The sequence below is a fragment of the Chryseobacterium sp. S0630 genome (genome assembly GCF_024158915.1).
GTDB lineage: Bacteria > Bacteroidota > Bacteroidia > Flavobacteriales > Weeksellaceae > Chryseobacterium.
This window is the reverse complement of the sequence record NZ_JAMZGF010000015.1, coordinates 35,124-57,904: the sequence shown is the minus strand read 5'-3', so window position 1 is coordinate 57,904 and position 22,781 is coordinate 35,124. Positions and strand designations below refer to the sequence as shown.

The following is a 22,781-nucleotide window of genomic DNA, read 5'->3' as shown; positions in this document are numbered from 1 at the left end:
TGCTACCTGTCACCTAATATCTACAACATCTCTACCACCTAAAAATGAAATTACTCGTCATACTTTTCGCAACTTTTATTCTGGCTTTGCTGGGGACTTTTTTGTTTCAGGGGAAGCTGGATTTTATATTTTCAGGAAACCTGGGAATGGCTGTTTTTATCATATTTACAGGTTTTTCTCATTTTAAATTTCAAAAAGGAATGGCGATGATGATTCCTGATTTTATTCCTGCCGGAATGTTTTGGGTGTACTTTACCGGAGTTCTGGAAATTGCAGCAGGAATCGGACTGATGATTCCGTCAATTCGTGAGATGACAGCTATTTTACTCATTATTTTCTATGTATTGGTTTTTATAGCCAATATCAATTCTTCCAGGAAAAAGATTAATATTTTTAAAGCTGATTACACTGGTCCGGGAATGAAATACCTTTACACTCAAAGAATTCCCATGCAGATTATTCTGATCGTCTGGACATGGTATTTCGGAATTTATTTACATTAGATAAAAAGATAGTCATTAAGGCTGTCTTTTCTTATAATTGAAATTTTTTTAATCAAATCGTGTAACATTTTGTGGTAGTAATGTGTCTTATTGTATAAATGAATTTGTTTTTATTACCTTAAAAATTAAATACTTAAGTAAATTTAACCTTTAAAAACATAAGTTATGAATTTAAATCACAACATTTTCGGTACAGCCCTTATTGTACTATCTACCATTATGACCAACGCACAGAGCTCTACTGCTAAACTGCCGGGAGATCCTACTTTGCCATCTTCCAAGGCTAATCTTGAGAAACTGATTTCTTACGACAAAGGAAACTTTAAATATAAAGTCGAAGACTATTTTGCAAGACCAAAAGCTTCAGCCTTTAAGATCTCTCCTGACGGGAAATACCTTTCCTATAAAGAAAAAGACGAGGAGAAAAAAAATCATGTTTATGTAAAAGACCTGAGTACAGGAAAAATTACCAAAGCTATTGTGGAAAAAGATGATCTGGTAAGAGGATATGGATGGTTGAACAAAAAACGTCTTTTCTATACTCAGGATAGAGGCGGAAATGAAAATATTCATTTGTATGCGACAGACACTGATGGGGGAAATCAGAAAGATTTGACACCATTTGACGGGGTGAAAGTACAGTCCATTATTCCTATAAAAGATACTGATTTTGTAGTGGTAACGATGAATAAGAATAATAAACAAATCTTTGAACCGTTTAAAATCAATTTCGTTACAGGGGAAATGACCCAACTGTATGAAAATAAAGATGTCAACAACCCTATTGACGATTACCTTTTTGATAAAGATGGAAATCTGAGAGGTTATAGTGTTCTTGAAAACGGATTAACTACAAAAACCTATTATAAAGATCTGCAGACAGGAAAATTCAATCTGATCAAATCTACAGACTGGTCTGATACCTTCAGTATTATAGCATTTAACGATAACTCTAAAAATAAAGATGAAGCTTACGTTGTAACGAATCTGGATAGTGATAAAGCGAGGATCGTCCTGTATGATCTGAAAAAGAATGCTGTGATTAAGGAGATCTATTCAAATCCTGTATACGATGTAAGCTCAATAAGTACTGCCGGTAAAAACAGAAATTATGAACTGGACTTTATCAGTTATGAAGGAGTAAAAGGAGAAACGGTTCCGGTAAGTAAATTTTACAAGGAAATAGATGATCAATTAAAATCTCAGTTCGGAGACAAAGAATTTGGAATTGTTTCTTCTGATGATAATGATGATAAACTTCTGGTTGTGGTAGGAAGCGATAAGCTCTACGGAACTTATTATGAATATGACACCAAAACCAAGCAGACCAAACTTCTTTACAACCTGATGCCTCAGCTGAAAGAAGAAGATATGGCGGAAATGAGACCTATCGAATTTAAAAGCAGAGATGGAATGACCATCCATGGATATATCACACTGCCTAAAGCAGCGCTGGAAGGTAAAAAAGTTCCAATGATTGTGAATCCTCACGGTGGCCCGCAGGGAATCAGAGACAGCTGGGGATTCAATCCGGAAGCGCAGCTGTTTGCAAGCAGAGGATATGCTACGCTTCAGGTGAACTTCAGAATTTCAGGAGGATATGGAAAATCATTTCAGAAAGCGGGTTACAAGCAGATTGGAAGAAAAGCGATGGATGATGTGGAAGATGGTGTAAAATACGCCATTGAACAAGGATGGGTAGATAAAGATAAAGTAGCCATTTACGGAGGAAGCCACGGTGGATATGCAACATTAATGGGATTGATCAAAACTCCTGATCTGTATGCTTGTGGAGTAGATTACGTAGGCGTATCCAACATCTTTACTTTCTTTGATTCTTTCCCGGAATACTGGAAGCCATATAAAGAAATGGTAAAACAGATCTGGTATGATCTTGATAATCCTGAAGAAGCGAAAATTGCGAAAGAAGTTTCTCCAGTGTTCCAGATTGATAAGATTAAGAAACCGCTATTCGTAGTACAGGGAGCCAATGATCCAAGAGTAAACATTAACGAATCTGATCAGATTGTAAAAGCCATGCGTGCCAAAGGTTTTGAAGTTCCTTATCTGGTAAAATATGATGAAGGGCACGGATTTGGAAAAGAACCGAACAGAATTGAACTTTACAAATCGATGTTAGGATTCTTTGCAGAAAATTTTAATAAATAAACTATTAATTAAATAGCATTTGAACGGAAGACTTAGGTCTTCCGTTTTTTTATGGATAATGTCATTGCGAGCAAAGCGAAGCAATCTCATTATGTTTATACTTTGATTACTTTGATGATTGGAAAAACGCTAAGTCTTTTTATAACAAGCTGTATATTTTTAAGGCGCAAAGATTTTATCTCCGATAAAATTGAACACTGCATATTTTTAAATCCTCTCGTTGATTTTGAAAATAAAGCAGATGATCATGGAAAAAATCTGTGTAATCTGCATGATCTGCGAGAAAAATAATAGATTGCTTGCTGAAAATCATATATTGAGCGAAGCTGAAATATTCTTGAATCTTACCATTCTGTACAATGATTATAAACCCTTTGCACCCTTGCGTTATCATTCATCATTGATATCCCTAGCCCCGATAGCAGCGGTTACCCCGGAACATGAGTGGGAGAGTCGGAGGGAAAGAATGTGGGATAGTTGGGCGTGAGGAGTATGAGCGGATAGCGGGAAAAAGCTTCTGAAAAATAATTTATGCGTAAGTTGTTGAAAATTTATGAGATAAAAAACATTGATGAATAAAAGAAAAATTGAATTTTAAGAAAAATATTTTAAATTTATTAAAGTAAAACCAAAAGTTCAGCCGTCATAACCATATGGAGGTTGTCGAAAAAATAACAATGCCACAAAAGGAGAAAGAAAGCATCATCTCACAGACCGTTTCCAACTACGGAGGGAAGCTGATGTCTTATATCCGTCCGAAAGTGAAAAACACAGAGGATGCGGAAGATATTCTGCAGGAAGTGTGGTATCAGTTCAGTAGCCTTACGAATCTCTCGGAGATCGTAAACGTTGGGGGCTGGCTGTACAGGGTGACGGCAAATAAAATTACAGACCGTTACCGAAAAAAGAAAACAGAAAATCTTGAAGATTTCGTATATGAAGATGAAGACGGCAGTTTTTCTATCAAGGATATCCTTTTGATGGATGAAAGTGCGGGTCCTGAAGTGAAGATGTTTCAGGATGAGATCTGGAAAAAACTGTTTGAAGCGCTTGATGAACTTCCCGAAAAACAAAGGCTGGTCTACGTAGAAAACGAACTGAACGACAAAACCCTCCAGGAGATCGCCGATGAACAGGGAGAAAACATCAAAACCATCATCAGTAGAAAAAACTATGCTGTGAAGCACTTGAGAAACAGATTGAGAAAGTTATACGAAGATTTAAAAAGTTAGAAAAAGAAATTATGAATCATAAACACAAAAAGGGTTGGTTTTTTTTATTGCTATGCCCGCCATTAATTTTAGTTGCCGTTACATGGATTGTAATGATGCTTTGGAACTGCCTTCTTCCGGAGATTTTAGGAGCTAAAACCATTACTTTCTGGCAGGCCATGGGAATACTGATCCTAAGCAAAATTCTTTTCGGTGGTTTCCATTTCGGGAAAGGAATGAGAGATTTGAAGGAAAGAAAAATGAGAGAGAAAATGGAAGGCTTATCCCCGGAGGAAAGAGAGAAATTCAAAGAGGTTTGGAGAAATAAATGCTCGGGAGGATTCTTCAACAGAAATAACGAATAATTTGAAATTTTTAAAGAAGTAGTAAAGTAAAATCAGAATTCATTCGTCTCTATAAAAAACAAGAAGTAGTAAAATTTAAAATTTTGAAAAAATGAAAAATTCAGCATTAAAAGGAGCTCTAGGAGCATTAGCCGTTGTAGGTGTAGCCTTAATTGCTAAAAAAGCAATACAAAGAAAAAGATTTATCAAAGGTATTTTTGATGAATATGGAATTAAAGAAAAATCTCCTTTCGGACTGGCAGATAAGATCAGAGAAATGAATGAGGAAGACTATCAGGAACTGAAAGGGAAATTCAAAAAAGAATTCCATTCAAGATGCTGCAAGAAGGATAATATGTGTGAAGCATAATCCATACAGGACTAAATTGAAATTGTTTAATTCCGGCGCGGGAAGCAAAGCTTCCCGCGCCGGAATTTTTATATAAAATAGTCCCAGTAAAGGCTTTTTAATACTATATTTGTTTCTTTCTAATTAAAAGCTATTTCAGGTTATGATGAGGTTTAGAAATGTTTTTATTGTCATACTCTCGTTTTTTTCGATCATATTGTTTGGCCAAAAGTCACAACAAAAACAATACATTTTCTTTTTACATAATAAATTTTTGGAAGATCATTCTTTTGAGGAAAAACATCCCCAATATGGTGTTGCAGAATATGAAACAATACTCAACAAACTAAGGGATCAAAATATAATTGTTATTTCTGAGAAAAGAAAAGCAGGTACAGATCCATCGGTGTATGCTGAGAAGGTAAAGAAGCAGATCGATAGTCTCCTGAAAAAAGGAATTCCAGCTGGAAGAATAACAGTGGTAGGAACTTCTCAGGGAGGTTATATTGCACAATATGTATCTTATTATGAAAAGAACCCGCAATTGAAGTTTGTCTTCATTGGAGCCAGCTTCAAAGATGATTCTTTGGAAAAGGATAAAAACTTCAGGTTGTATGGAAGAATACTTTCCATTACGGAGAAATCGGATGACGGACATGTGCTGTTATCGAAGGAACAAAGGATGATCAGATCTGATATTAAAGATTTTAAGGAAATTGAACTTAATACAGGTTTATACCACGGTTTTCTATTTAAAGCACTTAACGATTGGATTACTCCCACTAAGGATTGGATTTCCCGGAAATAAAGAATGTTTTTAAGGAATATGATTTATTGAAATTATTCCCCAGTTATCTGCGTAATCTGTGAAATTTGCGGGCAGAAATTAAAGTTGAGATTCCTTGCTATGCTCGGAATGCCAAAGGGACTGTTGACCTCATTCAATTCGCAGCATTTGTTGAGAAGTGCAATTTTATCGGAGATAAAATCCTTGCGCCTTAAAAATATACAGCTTGTTGTAAAAAGACTTAGCGTCTTTGCGTTTTCCAACCAACGGATTATAAGCTATATTGAGATTGCTTCACCTTCGGTTCGCAATGACTTTTAGATTCTTTTTTCTGTCAAAATTTTACCATAAACATCAAACACAAAGAAAAATAAATCCTTATTTTTGTATTGCTCAATGAAAGATTACTACTATTTTCTCGGTATATCGCAGGATGCTTCGGAAGAAGACGTCAAAAAAGCGTATCGAAAACTGTCTTTAAAATATCATCCTGATAAAAATGACAATGACGATTTTTTTGCTGACCGTTTCCGTGAGATCCAGGAAGCCTATGAGACCTTAAGTGATCGTGCGCTTAGACGTACTTATGATCAGAATCTGGAAAATCATCAGAAAAGTTTCAGATATAATATTCCGCCAGCTATCAAAACTTTTACAGCGAATAAAATTCATGCGAAAAAAGGAGAGGAGATTATCATCAACTGGCAGACGAGCAATGCTGATGTAGTAAAGGTATTGCCTTTCGGATTGGAAAAGCCGTATGGAGAGAGGATCTTTAAGATCACAGAATTTAAAGACGGGAAATTCCAGCTATTGCTTCATGCAACGAATTCTCTTTTGCACAAAACGGTTGTTCAGGGAATTACCATTACAGAAGTTTTTGAGAACGATTCTGAAAAGTTCAAAAACTCGGTGGAGGAAATGTTTAAGCCACAACCCAGAACAAGAATTAACAAATCTGGTCAACCTAAAATTATGATGTTGGTCTGGGGAATTATTATTCTAGCGATTGCTATTTATATGCTGATAAAAAATTTCAGCTAGTTTATGCCATTTTCTTTCTTCCCGGGCATTTTTTACATCTTTTACCTTTCTTAAATTTTTTACAACAAGATTTCTTTTCACAGAACATCTCTTCGTTATTGAATGAGTAAGGTGCCAATGGCGGTACTTTAAATGGGATAATCATATTCATGTTGCAAATATATTAATTTAGAATAAATATAATTAATAAAATTTCATAAAATTCTTAAAACCTGATGTATAACGGGAGAAGTCTTTTGTATAAAGAAATAAAAGGGTTTGATTTGCTATCTCATTACTTCTTACATTCACCATAAATCAAGCTAAAGTTTGTTTTTTGAATAAAATTAAGATTTACAGCCTTTTTAAAAGATAAGTGTAACCAATAGAGTAAATGTTGTTGAATATTTATTTTGCTTTAATAAAGTTAAGGTGTTTAATTATATAAGAATTGATGTTTTTTGTTGTGTATTATGCATGGAATAGTGAATATTATTATCAAAACCAATCTGAACTTGTGTGATGCTTATGAAAAACCAACTGTGAGAAAAGTCACAAATATTTTTGTGAATTATCACCCTGGATATGCTCTTGTACAATCGTCCAAAAAATTGTAATTTTACCCATCTTTTTACAAACAAAATCTAATAAATAAAAATGAATACAGAACAGTTTGTGAGCCGTCACATTTCCCTTAATGAAGCCGATAAACAGGCGATGTTGGAAAAACTTGGCGTTTCTAGTATTGAAGAGTTAATTTCTCAAACCATCCCTTCTTCTATCCGTTTAGAGAAAGATCTTGAGATCTCGGAACCACTTTCTGAATACGAAATGTTGAACCACTCAAAAGAATTGGCATCTAAAAATACTGATTATACAAGTTATATCGGATTTGGATACCACAATACACTTTTACCTTCAGCAATCCAGAGAAATATTTTTGAAAACCCTAGCTGGTATACGGCATATACTCCATATCAGGCAGAAATTGCACAGGGAAGACTTGAAGCTCTTCTTAATTTCCAGACTGTAGTATGTGATCTTACTGGTTTTGCATTAGCCAATGCATCTTTATTGGATGAATCTACTGCTGCTGCTGAAGCAATGCATATGTTCTTCAACAACAGATCTAAAGACCAGAAAAAAGCAGTAGCTAATAAGTTCTTTATTTCTGATCTTGTACTTCCTCAAACAGTTTCTGTATTAAAAACAAAAGCTGAAGGATTAGAAATCGAAATCGTAGTTGGAGATCATAAAACACACCAGTTTGATGCTTCTTATTACGGTATTTTATTACAGTATCCTGGTAAAAACGGAATCGTTTTAGACTATACAGAAGATATCGTAGAATATAAAAAACTTGATCTTCAGGTAGCAGTTGCTTGTGATCCGATGGCTTTGGTTAAGCTAAAGTCTCCTGCAGAAATGGGTGCTGACTGTGCGGTAGGAACTACACAGAGATTTGGTATTCCATTAGGATACGGAGGTCCTCACGCAGCTTTCTTTGCTTGTAGAGAAGATTATAAAAGAGATATTCCTGGAAGAATTATCGGGGTTTCTCAGGATATGTACGGAAGACGTGCATTAAGAATGGCATTACAGACAAGAGAGCAGCACATCAAAAGAGAGAAAGCTACTTCAAACATCTGTACAGCTCAGGTTCTTTTGGCAGTAATGGCTGGTATGTATGCTGTTTACCACGGTCCGAAAGGGTTAGGTTATATTGCTGATCAGATCCACTTTAAAGCAAATGCTTTGAAAAATGGTCTTAAGGCATTAGGATATCAGGTAGTAGAAGAGCCAATCTTCGATACTGTGAAAATCACAATGGCTGAAGATGAGAAAGCAAGATTGGTAAGACTGATGCTTGATCACAGATTAAACTTAAACTATTTCACAGAAGGAGTAGTAAGCATTGCGATCAACGAAAGCACAACATTAGAGAAATTAAACTATCTGATGGCTTCTTTCGCTCAGTTTAAAGACAAGCAGACTTTCAAATTAGAAATTAAAGAAGGATACAGCATTCCGGAAGAGAATTTAAGAAAAGACGAAATTCTTACAGAATCAGTATTCAACAAATACCATACGGAAACAGAATTGATGCGTTACATCAAGCGTCTTGAGAGAAAAGACTTATCATTGACTCATTCAATGATTTCTTTAGGATCTTGTACCATGAAACTGAACGCAGCGACTCAAATGTTACCACTTTCATGGGAAAACTGGGGTGCAGTTCATCCATTTGTGCCTGTAAATCAAGCTGAAGGATATCAGGAAATGATCCGTGAACTGGAGAAAGACTTAGCAGAAATTACAGGTTTTGCAGGAACTTCTCTTCAGCCAAACTCAGGAGCACAAGGAGAATATGCAGGATTAATGGTAATCAGAGAATACCATATTTCAAGAGGAGACCACCACAGAAACGTAGTATTGATCCCTCAGTCTGCACACGGAACAAACCCGGCTTCTGCTGCAATGGCGGGAATGAAAATCGTAGTGGTGAAAAACCTTGAAAATGGTGAAATCGACTTCGAAGATCTTAAAGCTAAAACAGAACTTCATTCAGAGAACTTGTCTGCTGTAATGATCACTTATCCTTCTACTTACGGATTCTTTGATGCTAACATTAAAGAAATTACCAACCTTATCCATGAGCATGGAGGACAAGTATATATGGATGGTGCGAACATGAACGCTCAGGTAGGATTTACAAGTCCTGGAAACATCGGGGCTGACGTTTGTCACCTTAATCTTCACAAAACTTTCGCAATTCCTCACGGAGGTGGAGGTCCTGGAGTAGGTCCAATCTGTGTTGCTAAACACTTAGTACCTTTCCTTCCTTCTAACGCGAACATCAGAATCGGGTCTAAAGAAGCTATCGAAGGTATTTCTGCTGCACCGTACGGTTCAGGATTGATCCTTAACATTTCTTATTCTTATATTAAAATGTTAGGAACAGAAGGTCTTAAAAAGGCTACAGGACATGCAATCATGAATGCGAACTACCTGAAAGAAATTTTAGCAGAGCATTTCCCTATTTTATATTCAAACGAAAACGGAAGAGTAGCTCACGAATGTATCGTAGATTTCCGTCAGTTCAAATCTTTAGGAATTGAAGTAGCAGATGTGGCGAAGAGATTAATGGATTATGGTTTCCATGCTCCTACCGTTTCTTTCCCGGTTGCAGGTACATTAATGATTGAGCCTACAGAATCTGAAAGCAAGTCTGAAATTGATCGTTTTGCAGAAGCGTTGATCTCTATCAAAAAAGAAATCGATGAAATTGCAAACGGTGAAGCAGATGCTACCAACAACGTATTGAAAAACGCTCCTCACACAGAACAATTGGTAATCTCTGATTCTTGGGATAAACCATACAGTAGAGAAAAGGCTGCTTATCCATTAGAGTGGGTAAGAGACCACAAATTCTTCGCTTCTGTATCAAGAGTAGACGAAGCATACGGAGACAGAAACTTGGTATGTACTTGTGAGCCAATTGAAGCTTATATGTAATCTCAGTTTTTTAACGATAAAAAATCCCTTTCAGTAATGAGAGGGATTTTTGTTTTTTTTGTATGTCATTGCGAATAAAGCGAAGTAATCTCAAATTATCTCCAGTAATTATTGGCTGCAGCAATAGTCGCAAATTCTGTAGCGACAGTTTGTCCGATGGCAATCAACATGGATGCATCCTCTGCATACACCGGACGTAATTTTTCACGAACCGCAGCATCAGGTTGTGTTACTTTAATAATTAATCTTGCCATTTTTACGGCTAATTGTCGTCCTTCTTCAGGTGTTTTGGTTAATAAAGAATTGTTTGGGACTAGTTGAATCTGTTCACTCATTGTATTGTTTTTAATGTTCTGCTTAAATGTTGTTTTTATTGTACACTACAAATATATAAGTCAGTATTTCCGAAATGAGTATCAAAAGTCACCGATCAGCAATTTTATTTTTCTATGATCCTGTGTTAATTTTTTATCCAGTTCAATCTTTTTCATCAGCCTGGATATTACTTCCCTTGTCGTTCCCAGATCATCTGCAATGCTTTGATGTGATATAGCAAGTTCGTGAGTGCCGGAAATCTTTGCTTTTGTTTGTAAATACTCCCAAAGCCTGTCTTCAAGTTTGTAGCAGATAATCTGCTTCGTAGTATGAAGCAGGTCATTATAATGTTTTTGAAATTCAGCAATAATCAAATTATTAAAGGATGGGTAGCGGATAAGCCATTCTTTCGCTTTATCAATAGGAATCAGCAGAATAGTTGATTGACCTTCCGGAATCGCTGAAAAATCAATAGGATGTTGATTGAACAGATGTACAAAACTAAAAATACAGGACGATCCTGGCTGAATAAAATACAACAGAAACTGTATTCCATCTTCTTCACTATAGGCTTTTACATTCCCTTCTAAAACAATAGGAAGATAACGAATCAGCTGTCCCTGTTTTACAATAAAATCCTGGGTGGAAAATGTCTTGATGATTCCGAATTTTTCAATTTCTGCGATCAGTTCTTTTCCAAAATCAGGAAGGCATTTTTCAAGAATGTTTGTATGGTCCATAAATTGGGAAGCATTTTATGACGTTGAATATAACAAATCCCTCTCAATATGGAGAAGTATTTATATTTTTTATTGTCATTGCGAGCAAAGTGAACAATCTCAAAACCCGATGAAATATTTATTTTCCTTTGATTATTTCGGGAAATTATAAGAAAGCCACGTCATAAAACCAATCACGCTTACCAGTGATATCAGTGAACCATAGAAAAGACCAAAACCAAGATTTTTAAGTGATGATATTTTTTCTGACTTTGAAAAGTAAATAAGGGCTCCCAACAGAAGACAGGCAATGAAGATTCCGATGATAAGTTCAAAGCTGTCCAGCAGCTGTAATGATACAATTATAATAAACTGTATCACAATGGTGAGGATAAGGAGAATGTATTTCATGAAATTTTATGGATTAATTATGCAAGTGATATCAGATCGGATTTCTGTTTTATTATTCAAAAAGTTTATATTTCTCTGCATAATCTTCTTTTGCCTTAAAATGCCCTGACTCAGCTACGCAAAGTCTCCTGACTTTGAGTACATTATTCATCATCATAATTGCTATATTTCGAAAATTCAGAACTTCTATTTACATTAATCACCGGATTTTCTGCAATTTCAATTGAATTGATTATTCCTGTACCATTAGAATAATTAGTTGCCGAAGAATAAATGTATTGATTTGCTTTTGATACAATTCCGGCACGAACTGGGTTCAGGTGTATATAGTTTAATTTATCCCACAAGAACTTTAAGCTGAAAATTTCCTCAGCATGATTTCCATATTGCCAAACCTGAAAATTTTTATTTCTTGAATGAGTTTCAGTAGCTTTAGCCAATCGTTCTAAAATCCATTCTTTTCTGCTTTCCGGTTCTGTTTGTATTTTTTCTAATATTTGTTTCGCTGTAAATTTTTTAAAATCTCTGATTAGATCTGAAAGTTTTCCATCTCTTGACTGTACAATAAAATGTAAATGGTTACTCATGATGACATAACCATAAAGAATCATTCCTTTATTTTTTATACAGAATTCAAAGCATTCTATAATGGTATCTCGATATATTTTTCGGGTAAAAATATCTATCCATTCAATAATAGTACAGGTTAAAAAGTGAGGTCTATCCTGATCTCTGATAACATATCCTTCTTTCATCTTTGGTTTTTATCAAAGATAATAATTAATGGATCTGTAAATTAGATATTTTATGGAGATTTTTGTAGGCCTCAAAGTCAGGAGACTTTGCGGAGCGTGTGTCAGGAGACTTTGCGGAGCGTGTGACTTTGCGGAGCGTGTTTTTTTCATTGGGGTTATTAGTTACGAAAGAGAAATTTTTTGAAATTTATTATATTTTGATGAAATGCCAATCATTTAATTAAAATTTTTAAACAAAATCACCTCCCAAAAATTGAGAGGTGTCTTAGTATTTAAATTCCGGCTGTTATCTTCTTTTAAAGCTATAGGCAAGCAAAATAGCTACGCCCATAGTAACGCAGGTTATAATTGAAATGGTTTCAATGGAAATTCCACTTTTCATCTGTGTGTTTTCTTTTTCACATGAAAAAAAGAATAATAATGTCATGAACAGACATACCGATAGTAATTTTTTATCCATAAATGTATTTGTTTGGTTATGAAATATTTATAGCAAAAAGTGTACCGGATTTGTAGACTTAAAAATGTAGTGTTTCAGGGATTTTGATTACTTTTAGTTACCAACAAATAAATAGGAGAGTGGGATTATGAAAGGTAATTCAGCTTATGGACAATTTCTTCAATTAAACCTTGACTTCCAAAATAAGAGAATAAATGATTGATCAAAAGTCCGAAAACAGGAAGTAATTTTCCAAAGAAACCTTCAAAATAAATCATTGTAATGATAAGAAATACAAGGGCAACCAGATGCAATTTCCATAATTTTACTTTATAAGTCAGCACCTTGGTGTTTTGATCATAAGTAAATTTTCCATCATCTATTAAAGATAAATAATCATTATTGCTTCTTGCTCTTGGAAAGCCTTCGTTGAAATAAACAAATTCTGGTCCGTAAAGAATATTTTGAACCTTTTTCTCTCTTAACAGATCACGTACTGTATAGATGACCTCATCAGAGGTTTTATCTTTTATGATTTCTCTCTCAAAAGTATAAGTAAATGGGAACATATAGTTTTAAGCTTCGTTATTTTTTTTTCCTTCATCCCAATAATAGCTGTCCGGATAGATTCTCGTTCCAAAAACAGCAGTACCCACCCGTACAATGGTTGCGCCTTCTTCAATGGCAGTCTCCAGATCTCCGCTCATTCCCATAGAAAGTTCTTTCATTTCTACGTTGGGAATATTTTCGGTAATGATATCTTGTTGAAGTTTTTTCAGGATTTTAAAGCATACTCTTACTTTCCCGGTTTCAGCACTGAATAAACCGATCGTCATCAGTCCTTTTATTTTCAAAGTAGAGTAGTGTGAAATCTTTCGGGTAAGTTCAATGGCTTCGTCGGGATCCACACCAAATTTACTCTCTTCATTGGACGTATTCACCTGAATCAAAACATCCATCGTTCTGTTTTCAGCTAAAAGCTTTTGATGAAGTTTCTCGGCAAGTTCCAGACGATCCAGAGACTGAATACAGGTAACACCGTACTTTAGAATATCTTTGATTTTATTGGTCTGAAGATGGCCTATAAAATGATTTTCATGGGGAATATCCTTTAGCTCCTCATATTTCTCTTTCAGTTCCTGGACTTTATTTTCCGCGATTAACGTCTGCCCATTTTCCAAAGCAATTTTGATGCGCTCTGCAGAAACCGTTTTTGTTGCCAGTAATAACCTGACTTCATTTCTGTTTCTTTCGGATTGCTCACAGGCCTTTTTTATCCGATCATTGATCAAAGTGAGATTATGGAGGATATCTTCTTTCATGATGAGATGGTTTCTTTGGCTTCCAGCTTTTTAATTAATGCAGCTTTAACGGCTGTTAAGGCATAATCTTTAGCTTCAGCAAAGGAAATGGAATACTTTCTTTCAATAGTTCTCATATCTTCCGGAAACTGAGCTAATAACTGATCGTAGAATGTATCCAGGATCTCAGTAGAAGGCATTTCGTAATTAATTTTTAATTGGAAACGTCTTAAAAGGGCAGTATCAATAATCTCAGGATGATTGGTAGCACAGATTAAAAGAGCATTCTCAGGGTAATAGTCAATCAGCTGAATCAAAGTATTAACCAGTCTTCTCATTTCGCCTACATCTTTGTCATCGCTGCCTCTTGCTTTCCCGATCTGATCCAGTTCATCAAGGAATAATACTGATCTTTCTCTGGCAGCTTTATCAAAAATCATTTTAATGTTCTGTGACGTTTCTCCGATACGGGATGAAACAATATTACTAAGATTTAAAATAATAATATTTTTTCCAAGGGCATTGGCAATTGCTTTTGCTGTCATTGTCTTTCCACATCCGGAGCTTCCTTCAAGTAAGATTTTATGGTTAACCGGCAGGCCATACTCCTGGAGTTCTTTAACGTAAGTGTGCTCTTTAATAAGCTGTACAAGCTGTTCTCTGTTGTTGGTACTGAGAAATACTTCGTTAAGGTTTACCTGTTCTTTATCTTGAATAATGAGGTTGTACAGATTCATGATGACAATTAAAAAAGAATTATTGAATAAACAAAGATAAAGCTTTATTGAATGTCCAAAAGAATCCTGAATCATAATAAACGTCTGGTCCAGTGAAAATGAAGGATGAATTATAAGTTATGAATGATAAATGAGAATGGCCGTTAACGAACAAAGCGTCATATTCTGTAAAATATTCCTAAACATCTGCGAAAATCAGCGAAATCTGTGGGAAATAAATAATGACGTGTTTACAAAAAGCTTCCAATAAAAAAAGAAAAGCCAGACTTGCGACTGGCTTTTCTCATTTGGATATTAAAATTTGTTATGAAACTAAGATCTTTCTGCTTATGTTTTTGGGCCCTTTTACCCGATGGTAAAAGAGCAATCCGATCTCTCAGACTAAAAACATAAAACAATATAATTAGTATAGATATTCTATAGGCTTATTTATTTTGAGATTAGTTTCTTTCTCTTCTTACTGTTGCGAAATATGAAGTGATTACGACTAAACCTGTTACGATACCGATATAAGTTACCATTTTGTATTATTTTTAATTATTTGACTTTTTTTTATCAATCTTTCAATTGCAATATTACTACTTTCAAATCATGTGCCAAAGTAAAATACTATGATGTATATCAGTGTATTACAGTGGTTGGTGTTCATGTATTAGTGAATTTTTGTTTACAATAAATTAATGTGTTATTTGAAAATTATTAATACTTTTATTATTCTATCTGTAAAATTATGTGAATGTGTTAATCGTTTATTGACTTCTATATTGGAGTTGATAAAACAAATAATAAATAATGCGTAGCATAATATTGTTTCAAAGTATATTTTTCAGCCACTTATTTTTCACTTCAAATAGACTTTTATGTTAATAAAATTTATTCTTGGCGCTAATTTTTAATGCTGGAATTTTTGTCAGCTGTCACATTTCATGTCATAGAGAAACATTGATTTTGTGTCAGAACTGCAAATAAGATCATCTGGTGACCGATTTCTTTCGGAGTCAGGAATGTTACTCAAAGAAAATAAATGAGCTTGATAAGATGATTCTTATTGGTGAATGAGTTCCTGTAAAAACTATTATAAATTCAAAAGAGCTGACCTTTCATGGATAATATATACATTTCTTGTCCCGAGAATAGGGAGGGTGAGAGAATTCTCTTTTTGAATTCCCCGGAGGCTTTTACTACTTTTGTAGAAAGAATGAATTTATGGGACGCAGTTATATTTTTCTTGCTCTGGCAATTGTATTTGAGATTATTGCCACAACTTTCCTGAAAAAGTCTGAAGAATTTTCTAAACTATGGCCATCGGTAGTGACGGTTATCGGATATGCCTGTGCGTTTTATTTTCTGAGTCTTACCCTTCGTCATATTCCTGTGGGAATTACCTACGCCATCTGGTCCGGAGTAGGTATTATTTTTATAACGATGATCGGGGTGATAGCATTCAAACAGGTTCCTGACCTGCCTGCCATTATTGGGATTGCTCTGATTGTGATTGGTGTGATTATTATTAATGTATTCTCAAAAATGGGTACTCATTAAAAAATAATCTCCTGCTGCTTTTCCATCTTTTTCCAGTGCTGAGATCTTGTTTTGTATAAAAAGAACTTTCCCAGTTTATATTTGAACTTTAAATATCCTCGGAACTCAATGCCGTTGAATAATGTAAAAGGAATTGCTGGATTTTCCTTTAATGATTCTCTTATTCCTTTGCTGAATACAGTAGGACCGGTTGTGGCATGTATATTATGCGGATAGCGGTGAGTATCTATATTATCAATCATCAGTTCTAATGTTTTCTTGAGAAAAGGATGGTTTTTATTGAAAATAAGGGCCCATTGAACATATAGGTTTTCGTGTCTTTCTACACTGATCACAGCTTCATCATCTTCCTGAATAAGTTTTTCAAACGGTTTTATAGTACTGCTGTCTATATCCAGGTATATTCCACCTTTTTTATATAAAATAGCATACCTGAAGAAATCTGCTTTTGCTGCTCCAATGGTAAGTTTACGATAACTTTTAATATATTCAGGAGGAAATTCTTCGGTGATAAACTTCTCTATATCCTGATCATCATAGAAAAAATAGCGGTATCCCGGATTTTTCCTTTTCATATTCCAGATGTGATATTTTGTAATCAAAGGAAGTTTTTTAGTTATGAAAGTTTGAAATATTTGTTTAGGTACTGCCATTTTCTATTTTTTAGAGCTTCTTCTTATATAAAACCAAATCATTTTTCATCAGGAATGTGTAGCAGTAATAAGGTTTTTCATGAAATAGAGAAATATCTACCTTTGAAATAGCTTATGCTTAGCTGAAGTTTTGATTCTATTTTAGACGAATGGTTAAATAGTGTGGAGAAAAATTTTAATTTTTTTTTAATCTTCCGATAGAAGAACTTTAGGAATAAGGTCCGATATTGTAAAAATTGATTGTCTCTAGAATTTATTTTGTTCGCTGTCTTTCAAAAGGGTTATAAGAAATTCCAATATTGAAATAGAGTGAAGGTTTGTAAGTTGCTTTCCATATATAATCATTAAAAGAATCCTGCTTATTAAATGCTCTCGAATTGATATTGGCTCTGATTCCTGTTTTGAAAGTGCCTATGAAATTTCCGCCAAGATTGTGTTCATAGATAGCTCCTGAATTAAGTGCAACCTGCCTGAATTCATAAGTGTTGTCATTATGATAGGTATAAAATGAGGTGTTATCCATTTCCGTTCCCAGAGAAATTCTGCCGCTGGAAAAAATATCTTTTCTTAACAATACTTTTTTTGGAAGAAGGACGTCCATTACCCATCCATTATTGAATTTGTTTTCATAAGTGAAAATAGGGAGCACGGGAATTTGGGAACTCGGGTCAATAATACCAGCCAATCCGAGACTCATTTTTGTTTTTGGAGTTGTCTTTAAAATCAATGAAGCAGTTACCAATCCTCTGATCCGTTCAAAATGCTGGTCACTTCCATCTGTAGAAATACTGGCGGAATATATTGCTGTCTTTTTAAATAACCTTGAAAAGTAGCTCAGATTAATAGCTTCCGAATGATAATGAAAGTTTTCCTCACTCTGAGTTCCGGGGATGACAGGATTTTCGTTCCTGATAGAGGTGTAGCGGTAGCCAAGGGCGGTGCTCAAAAGCCAGCTTCTGTTTTTGATAAAATAAATATTGGCATCCGCCTTCATTTGCTGAAAGCTCTTTACCTTATTATCCGGCAGATCCTGGCCTTGAAGCTGTGAAGAAAAAGAAGATGGGGTTACCAAAGTATATTCAATATTGAAGTTTCGTGACTGAGGTATTTTATCTGCAAAGAAAGCACGGACCTTCAAAGGAATACTGTCCTTTTTCTGAGCATAAATAATGTTTTTAAAAGGAAGTATTGCCAAAGGGACAAGTACTCTTCTCAATGTTTTCATGGGTAGTTTATTTTAATGGCTGAATAATAGATTGGAAAAAACTGAAGGTAAAAATCCTTTCATAGAAGATATCCAGACTGTTTTCAATAATGGCATCCGTATAACATGCAGTATCCTGAACAAAGGTTTCCTCTACAAAAACAAACCAGAGTTCTGAGAGTCCGTATCTTCTTCTAAACTCTTCAGAGGCATTGCTGTCAGGAACGGCAGAATGTTTAAGGTCACAAAACAGAATTCCTTTTTTCTCTCCTTCATGTTCTACAATATTAATAGAATGGTGCAGATAACTAAGAATCTTCATTTCCGGATCGAAACATTCTACAAAATGATGCAGATCAATAAGCTGTATTACTTTTTCTTCCTGTTGAGATTCTGTCATAAAAAAGCATTCTAGTGATATTTCCTGAGTGAGTTCGTGAAAAACTGTTAATTCCATATGTGTCATTTTACGGTACAAAGGAATAGAGAAAAGAAGTGTGTCAATTTGTTTTTATACAAAATGGCTGGTATTTTATACAAAATCCCCGAGCATGATAGTTGGTATAATAAAATACAGGTTTTGTATAATAAAATAGTTGTAATTTACGTTATTGACTATTTTTGTTAATCATAAAATGAGCCTATCGTATGAAATACAGTCCGTGGAAATTTGAAGAAACCTTTGTAATGGATTTTCTGGTGGAAGCGAAATATGGGTTCCTAAGACATCTGCTGTTTCTGATTTTCTTTTTCATTTTGATCTACAGTGCAAGGTTCTGGCATTGGTATTCAGGGATGTATCAGTACTATGTTTTATTCTTTGTATATACGATTCTGATCACGATGGTATACATTAATATATATGTATTGGTTCCCAGATTTTTCTTTAAAACAAAATATGTCACTTATCTGGCATTGCTTGTTCTGATGGGAGTTGTAGGGCTCAATTTTATCGGATATGGCTTTAAAATGTTCTTTGAAGAATTCAGGGTAAAAAATATTCTCAGAGAAAATGAGAAAGGGGGAATTTATGAAGGTGTTCTGATGTGCATACCGATTATTATGACAACAACTACGATTAAGCTTCTGCAGAAATGGATCAGTGATAATAAAAGGATCAATGAATTGAGCAACCTTACCCTGAATATGGAACTGAATGAACTGAGAAATCAGATCAATCCGCATTTTCTGTTCAATATGCTGAATAATGTGAAAGCGCTCATCAGGACTGATCCGGCAAAAGCTTCCGTTGTGATTGTAAAGCTGTCCGAATTTCTCAGATACCAGCTCTATGAAAACAGTGAAGAAAAAACACTACTGACTTCAGAGATTGATTTTCTGTCCAATTTTTTAAATCTTGAAAAAATTAGACGTGACAATTTCACTTTTGATATTCAGGTGAATCTTGACAGAAGAGTTGTTAACAGTACTTTTATCCCTCCCAATCTGTTTACCACTTTTGTGGAAAATGCGGTGAAGCACAGTGTAGATCTTAGTGGAGGAGAATCTTATGTAGAAATAGAAATCAATATTGAGAATAAACAGCTTTATTTCAGGTGTATTAATTCAAGAAGTACAGGCTATACCGTTTCAGACAAAAAAAATAGTGGACTTGGACTTGCCAATATCACCAGAAGACTGGAGCTTCTTTACGGTGATACCTTTGATCTGAAGATAGAATCCGGTGATAAAGAATATGTTGTAAATTTAAAAATTCCCGTGTGATGAATTGTATTATTGTTGATGATGAACCGCTGGCAAGATCCGAAATGAGATCGCTGATCGCTGAAATTTCCAGTATGGATGTTCTGGGCGAATTTTCCAATGCTCCGTCTGCTCTGGAATTTCTTAAGGATAATGATGTAGATCTTATTTTCCTCGATATAGAAATGCCCATGGTAACAGGCCTCGAATTTGCAGAAATGCTTCCAAAAAAATCCCTTATAATCTTTACCACTGCCTATTCCCAGTATGCACTGAAAAGTTACGAACTGGAAGCCGTTGATTATCTTTTGAAACCCATTGATCCCCAAAGGTTAGAAAAAGCAATTGATAAAGCGGTACTTTACACTGAGCTTTTGTCTAAGGATACCGTGAAAAATACGGTAGAATCCAATACTGCAGATTTTTTATTCATCAAAGCAGAGCGAAGGTTCTATAAAATCAGTTTTTCAGACATTAAGTTTATTGAAGGACTCAAAGATTATGTGGTTATTCATACTAAGCAGCAAAAGCTCATCACGGCAATGAATTTAAAAACTATTCATCAGAAGATTTCCGGGGAAACCTTTATCAGAGTCAGCAAATCCTACGTGGTGAATATGAATTTTATAGATTCATTTGATAATCATAATATATACATCGAAGATTCCGAAATTCCTCTTGGAGAAGTATACAGAGCTGAGTTCTTTACAAAATTTGCCGGAGGACTTCTTAACTCAGACTGATGGATGAGTAATGGGTAATGAGCAATGAGTAATAATAAATATGACTCAAATGATCAAAAAATCTGTGAAAATCTGTGTAATCAGTGGGAGGAGATATACTCAATAGAAAAGGGCTTCAGCCTGTTTAAATAAATCAAATCTTTCAACGGCTTTAGCCCAAACTTAAAAATTACATCAATTTTTGCCCCACAAAACGAATTACAGAACCCGTCCCGTTGTGGAATAATCCCTCGCTGAGCTCAATTTCCGTTTCTTCTAATTCAATAATGTTATAATCCGGAAAATCGGCTTTGATTTCTTCAATAGAGAATAAAGATTCAATATCCTTTGGACCACCTACTTTTTCGTTCTTTGCAATATATTCAAGATGATTTTTACTGAAAGCTTCGAAAATGATAAAACCACCTTTACGCAGATATTGATTTAACATCTGATGAATAGAAGATTTGATAGCGCCTGGAAAATGTGCGTAGATAAGCACAATAGCATCAAACTGCTCTTTCTGATAATTTAAAGTGGAAAGTTCTCCCACCTGATAATCAATTGTCGTTTGTTGGTGCTCGGCCAACTGTAACGCTTTACTTTTTCCATTGGCACTGATATCGAAAGCAGAAACCTGCCATCCTTTTGTAGCCGCAAAAACGGCATTTCTCCCTTCGCCTTCTGCAGGGAAAAGTATTTTACCGGGAGTTAATTGTGATAATTGTTCTCTTAGATAATTGTTGGGTTCCGTTCCATACGCAAACTCTTCGCTGCTATACCTTTCGTCCCATCTGCTGAGCCATGTGTTGTCTGTCATAGTTTTAATTTAAAATTTGAAAGAAGAATTATAGGGATTCTTCAACTGTAATGGTTGTATCAAATGTAAAATATTTCTTCAAGCTTTCCGGTCCTTAAAAAACGTTTACTATAATAGATTTTTTGAATGAAAGATCTGTTTAATAAAAATCTAAATACTATTCCGTACAATTAAAATTTGGAGTAATTTTGAAAAATGATGAATTTAAACCAGATTTTCACCAATCAACGTACAGGAAACAATCCACAGACCAAAGCTTCACGAACTGATTTTCAAAGAGATTTCGATAGAATTATCTTCTCTTCAGCCTTCAGAAGACTGCAGAATAAAACGCAGGTTTTTCCTCTTCCCGGAAGTGTTTTTGTACACAACAGACTTACGCATTCTTTAGAAGTATCATCTGTAGGAAGAAGCTTAGGAAGTATTATCGGTGAATTTATTGCTGAAGATTTTAAAAATGAACTGACTGAAGATTCAAAGAATTTCTATCTCTATAATTTAGGAAATGTCATTGCGGCAGCATGTTTGTGCCATGATGTGGGAAATCCTGCCTTCGGACATTCCGGTGAAGATGCTATTGCAAGCTATTTTGAAAGAAATGAAAAAGATCTGAAATCAAAGTTCAATGAAAAGGAGTGGGCGGATCTGGTTAATTTTGAAGGAAATGCAAACGCTATCAGAGTACTGGCACAGCAGCAGCAAGGAAAAGATGCAGGAGGTATTCAGCTGACGTTCTCTACACTGGCAAGTATTGCAAAATATCCTTGTGAAGCGGTTGCAAAGAAAAAAGGAATTATTCACAGAAAGAAATTCGGATTTTTCCAGAATGAGAAAGATATATTCCTGGAAATTGCCAAAGGAACCCAGCTTATTTCTGAAAGTGAGGAACCTCATATTTTCAAAAGACACCCTTTTGTATGGCTGGTAGAAGCGGCTGACGATATCTGCTACAATATCATTGATATGGAAGATGCCCACAGATTGGGAATTGTTTCCACAGCAGACTGTAAAAACTTATTTTTTGAACTCGTAAAATCGGAAACAGATGATGTTCAGAGAATTGAAACAAAGCTTAGTTCTATCTCTAATGAAAATGAACAGATTTCTTATTTAAGAGCAAAAGTAATCAATGCATTAATCAACAAATCGATTGAGATGTATAAGCATAACTTTGAAACGATTCTTGAAGGAAATCTTAGCAATGGTTTACTTGATATCTATAAAAAAGAAAATAAAGCATTGCAGGATATTGAAAGTTTCTCAGTAGAAAAAATCTACAATCACAAAGCTGTTGTTGAGATTGAAAATGCCGGGTATAATGTAATGTATGAATTGCTGGATCATTTTATTCCTTCCATTCTAAAGCCTGATGACCAAAGAAAATCCTATGATGTAAAAGCTTTGAAATTAATTCCAAAGCAATTTATTTACAATGACGGAACGGATTATCAGAAGGTTCTTGGAGTCATTGATTTTGTTTCCGGGATGACGGATAATTACGCTACCGATTTATATAGAAAAATTAAAGGAATAGACATCGGAATGACCGTGTAAATT

The 22,781-nt window shown here is 34.9% G+C and carries 23 protein-coding genes; 12 read left to right on the top strand and 11 right to left on the bottom strand.

All coding sequences use genetic code 11. The features are described 5' to 3' along the window. Positions 1-44: 44 nt before the first annotated feature. From NK356_RS09155 to gcvP, 8 genes are all read left to right on the top strand, one after another. Positions 45-503 carry a hypothetical protein gene (locus NK356_RS09155; protein ID WP_253316797.1) on the top strand — a complete coding sequence of 153 codons (459 nt, stop codon included), beginning with the start codon at positions 45-47 and terminating at the stop codon, positions 501-503. 165 nt (positions 504-668) lie between these two features. Further along, on the top strand, positions 669-2,672 hold the full coding sequence (locus tag NK356_RS09150) for a S9 family peptidase (RefSeq protein ID WP_253316796.1): 2,004 nt from the start codon (positions 669-671) through the stop codon (positions 2,670-2,672). A 677-nt stretch (positions 2,673-3,349) separates the two neighbouring features. Then, entirely contained in the window at positions 3,350-3,904 is a 555-nt protein-coding gene (locus tag NK356_RS09145) for an RNA polymerase sigma factor (protein WP_228406519.1), read from the top strand. 11 nt (positions 3,905-3,915) lie between these two features. Beyond that, the gene (locus tag NK356_RS09140; RefSeq protein WP_034697054.1) at positions 3,916-4,248 is read left to right on the top strand and encodes a hypothetical protein; all 333 of its coding nucleotides are present in this window, start codon (positions 3,916-3,918) and stop codon (positions 4,246-4,248) included. 91 nt (positions 4,249-4,339) lie between these two features. Next, positions 4,340-4,597, top strand: a complete 258-nt coding sequence (locus tag NK356_RS09135) for a hypothetical protein (protein ID WP_034697056.1) — start codon at positions 4,340-4,342, stop codon at positions 4,595-4,597. Between the two features lie 253 nt (positions 4,598-4,850). Continuing rightward, complete coding sequence (locus NK356_RS09130; protein ID WP_253316795.1) at positions 4,851-5,384, top strand: alpha/beta hydrolase; 534 nt, start codon at positions 4,851-4,853, stop codon at positions 5,382-5,384. 375 nt (positions 5,385-5,759) lie between these two features. Beyond that, complete coding sequence (locus NK356_RS09125; protein ID WP_034697058.1) at positions 5,760-6,407, top strand: J domain-containing protein; 648 nt, start codon at positions 5,760-5,762, stop codon at positions 6,405-6,407. Between the two features lie 636 nt (positions 6,408-7,043). Beyond that, on the top strand, positions 7,044-9,902 hold the full coding sequence (gcvP, locus tag NK356_RS09120) for an aminomethyl-transferring glycine dehydrogenase (protein ID WP_253316794.1): 2,859 nt from the start codon (positions 7,044-7,046) through the stop codon (positions 9,900-9,902). Positions 9,903-9,997: 95 nt separating this feature from the next. On the opposite strand, the gene NK356_RS09115 is transcribed toward gcvP, so the two are convergent. From NK356_RS09115 to NK356_RS09085, 7 genes are all read right to left on the bottom strand, one after another. Further along, positions 9,998-10,237, bottom strand: coding sequence for a hexameric tyrosine-coordinated heme protein (locus tag NK356_RS09115; protein ID WP_034697060.1), 240 nt, complete (start codon positions 10,235-10,237; stop codon positions 9,998-10,000). 81 nt (positions 10,238-10,318) lie between these two features. Continuing rightward, positions 10,319-10,957 carry a Crp/Fnr family transcriptional regulator gene (locus NK356_RS09110; RefSeq protein WP_051934423.1) on the bottom strand — a complete coding sequence of 213 codons (639 nt, stop codon included), beginning with the start codon at positions 10,955-10,957 and terminating at the stop codon, positions 10,319-10,321. Positions 10,958-11,089: 132 nt separating this feature from the next. After that, positions 11,090-11,347 (bottom strand): hypothetical protein, encoded by a 258-nt coding sequence (locus NK356_RS09105; RefSeq protein WP_034697061.1) that lies wholly within the window; start codon positions 11,345-11,347, stop codon positions 11,090-11,092. A 143-nt stretch (positions 11,348-11,490) separates the two neighbouring features. Continuing rightward, positions 11,491-12,102: a transposase gene (locus NK356_RS09100; protein WP_034697062.1), complete on the bottom strand. Its 612-nt coding sequence runs from the start codon at positions 12,100-12,102 to the stop codon at positions 11,491-11,493. 585 nt (positions 12,103-12,687) lie between these two features. After that, positions 12,688-13,110, bottom strand: coding sequence for a hypothetical protein (locus NK356_RS09095; protein ID WP_034697064.1), 423 nt, complete (start codon positions 13,108-13,110; stop codon positions 12,688-12,690). Between the two features lie 6 nt (positions 13,111-13,116). Continuing rightward, positions 13,117-13,863: a YggS family pyridoxal phosphate-dependent enzyme gene (locus NK356_RS09090; RefSeq protein ID WP_253316793.1), complete on the bottom strand. Its 747-nt coding sequence runs from the start codon at positions 13,861-13,863 to the stop codon at positions 13,117-13,119. After that, positions 13,860-14,579, bottom strand: coding sequence for an AAA family ATPase (locus NK356_RS09085; protein ID WP_253316792.1), 720 nt, complete (start codon positions 14,577-14,579; stop codon positions 13,860-13,862). The genes NK356_RS09090 and NK356_RS09085 overlap by 4 nt, the downstream gene beginning before the upstream one ends. Positions 14,580-15,785: 1,206 nt before the next feature. On the opposite strand from NK356_RS09085, the gene NK356_RS09080 reads away from it, so the two are divergent. After that, entirely contained in the window at positions 15,786-16,121 is a 336-nt protein-coding gene (locus NK356_RS09080) for a multidrug efflux SMR transporter (RefSeq protein ID WP_034697067.1), read from the top strand. Here NK356_RS09080 and NK356_RS09075 read toward each other — a convergent pair. From NK356_RS09075 to NK356_RS09065, 3 genes are all read right to left on the bottom strand, one after another. Beyond that, entirely contained in the window at positions 16,118-16,774 is a 657-nt protein-coding gene (locus tag NK356_RS09075) for a glycosyltransferase family 32 protein (protein ID WP_253316791.1), read from the bottom strand. The genes NK356_RS09080 and NK356_RS09075 overlap by 4 nt on opposite strands. 253 nt (positions 16,775-17,027) lie before the next feature. Beyond that, complete coding sequence (locus tag NK356_RS09070; RefSeq protein ID WP_253316790.1) at positions 17,028-17,999, bottom strand: hypothetical protein; 972 nt, start codon at positions 17,997-17,999, stop codon at positions 17,028-17,030. Positions 18,000-18,006: 7 nt separating this feature from the next. Then, entirely contained in the window at positions 18,007-18,435 is a 429-nt protein-coding gene (locus NK356_RS09065) for a hypothetical protein (protein ID WP_034697072.1), read from the bottom strand. A gap of 191 nt (positions 18,436-18,626) precedes the next feature. Between NK356_RS09065 and NK356_RS09060 the strand changes: the two genes are divergently transcribed. Both NK356_RS09060 and NK356_RS09055 read left to right on the top strand, forming a co-directional pair. Further along, the gene (locus tag NK356_RS09060) at positions 18,627-19,703 is read left to right on the top strand and encodes a sensor histidine kinase (protein WP_051934426.1); all 1,077 of its coding nucleotides are present in this window, start codon (positions 18,627-18,629) and stop codon (positions 19,701-19,703) included. Then, the gene (locus NK356_RS09055) at positions 19,703-20,425 is read left to right on the top strand and encodes a LytTR family DNA-binding domain-containing protein (protein ID WP_034697073.1); all 723 of its coding nucleotides are present in this window, start codon (positions 19,703-19,705) and stop codon (positions 20,423-20,425) included. Before NK356_RS09060 ends, NK356_RS09055 begins: the two co-directional genes overlap by 1 nt. A 169-nt stretch (positions 20,426-20,594) precedes the next feature. On the opposite strand, the gene NK356_RS09050 is transcribed toward NK356_RS09055, so the two are convergent. Then, entirely contained in the window at positions 20,595-21,224 is a 630-nt protein-coding gene (locus NK356_RS09050) for a bifunctional 2-polyprenyl-6-hydroxyphenol methylase/3-demethylubiquinol 3-O-methyltransferase UbiG (RefSeq protein ID WP_253316789.1), read from the bottom strand. A gap of 198 nt (positions 21,225-21,422) precedes the next feature. On the opposite strand from NK356_RS09050, the gene NK356_RS09045 reads away from it, so the two are divergent. Next, positions 21,423-22,778, top strand: coding sequence for a deoxyguanosinetriphosphate triphosphohydrolase (locus tag NK356_RS09045; RefSeq protein WP_123277818.1), 1,356 nt, complete (start codon positions 21,423-21,425; stop codon positions 22,776-22,778). The last annotated feature ends 3 nt before the right edge of the window (positions 22,779-22,781 follow it).

What these genes read in the sequence shown, in the direction of transcription:
- NK356_RS09095 (WP_034697064.1), bottom strand. Translation starts at nt 13,110, where the DNA reads ATGTTCCCATTTACTTATACTTTTGAGAGAGAAATCATAAAAGATAAA.
- NK356_RS09065 (WP_034697072.1), bottom strand. Translation starts at nt 18,435, where the DNA reads ATGGAATTAACAGTTTTTCACGAACTCACTCAGGAAATATCACTAGAA.
- NK356_RS09115 (WP_034697060.1), bottom strand. Translation starts at nt 10,237, where the DNA reads ATGAGTGAACAGATTCAACTAGTCCCAAACAATTCTTTATTAACCAAA.
- NK356_RS09055 (WP_034697073.1), top strand. Translation starts at nt 19,703, where the DNA reads ATGAATTGTATTATTGTTGATGATGAACCGCTGGCAAGATCCGAAATG.
- NK356_RS09150 (WP_253316796.1), top strand. Translation starts at nt 669, where the DNA reads ATGAATTTAAATCACAACATTTTCGGTACAGCCCTTATTGTACTATCT.
- NK356_RS09045 (WP_123277818.1), top strand. Translation starts at nt 21,423, where the DNA reads ATGAATTTAAACCAGATTTTCACCAATCAACGTACAGGAAACAATCCA.
- NK356_RS09075 (WP_253316791.1), bottom strand. Translation starts at nt 16,774, where the DNA reads ATGGCAGTACCTAAACAAATATTTCAAACTTTCATAACTAAAAAACTT.
- NK356_RS09105 (WP_034697061.1), bottom strand. Translation starts at nt 11,347, where the DNA reads ATGAAATACATTCTCCTTATCCTCACCATTGTGATACAGTTTATTATA.
- gcvP (WP_253316794.1), top strand. Translation starts at nt 7,044, where the DNA reads ATGAATACAGAACAGTTTGTGAGCCGTCACATTTCCCTTAATGAAGCC.
- NK356_RS09110 (WP_051934423.1), bottom strand. Translation starts at nt 10,957, where the DNA reads ATGGACCATACAAACATTCTTGAAAAATGCCTTCCTGATTTTGGAAAA.
- NK356_RS09125 (WP_034697058.1), top strand. Translation starts at nt 5,760, where the DNA reads ATGAAAGATTACTACTATTTTCTCGGTATATCGCAGGATGCTTCGGAA.
- NK356_RS09070 (WP_253316790.1), bottom strand. Translation starts at nt 17,999, where the DNA reads ATGAAAACATTGAGAAGAGTACTTGTCCCTTTGGCAATACTTCCTTTT.
- NK356_RS09135 (WP_034697056.1), top strand. Translation starts at nt 4,340, where the DNA reads ATGAAAAATTCAGCATTAAAAGGAGCTCTAGGAGCATTAGCCGTTGTA.
- NK356_RS09145 (WP_228406519.1), top strand. Translation starts at nt 3,350, where the DNA reads ATGCCACAAAAGGAGAAAGAAAGCATCATCTCACAGACCGTTTCCAAC.
- NK356_RS09085 (WP_253316792.1), bottom strand. Translation starts at nt 14,579, where the DNA reads ATGAATCTGTACAACCTCATTATTCAAGATAAAGAACAGGTAAACCTT.
- NK356_RS09050 (WP_253316789.1), bottom strand. Translation starts at nt 21,224, where the DNA reads ATGACAGACAACACATGGCTCAGCAGATGGGACGAAAGGTATAGCAGC.
- NK356_RS09140 (WP_034697054.1), top strand. Translation starts at nt 3,916, where the DNA reads ATGAATCATAAACACAAAAAGGGTTGGTTTTTTTTATTGCTATGCCCG.
- NK356_RS09080 (WP_034697067.1), top strand. Translation starts at nt 15,786, where the DNA reads ATGGGACGCAGTTATATTTTTCTTGCTCTGGCAATTGTATTTGAGATT.
- NK356_RS09100 (WP_034697062.1), bottom strand. Translation starts at nt 12,102, where the DNA reads ATGAAAGAAGGATATGTTATCAGAGATCAGGATAGACCTCACTTTTTA.
- NK356_RS09155 (WP_253316797.1), top strand. Translation starts at nt 45, where the DNA reads ATGAAATTACTCGTCATACTTTTCGCAACTTTTATTCTGGCTTTGCTG.
- NK356_RS09060 (WP_051934426.1), top strand. Translation starts at nt 18,627, where the DNA reads ATGAAATACAGTCCGTGGAAATTTGAAGAAACCTTTGTAATGGATTTT.
- NK356_RS09090 (WP_253316793.1), bottom strand. Translation starts at nt 13,863, where the DNA reads ATGAAAGAAGATATCCTCCATAATCTCACTTTGATCAATGATCGGATA.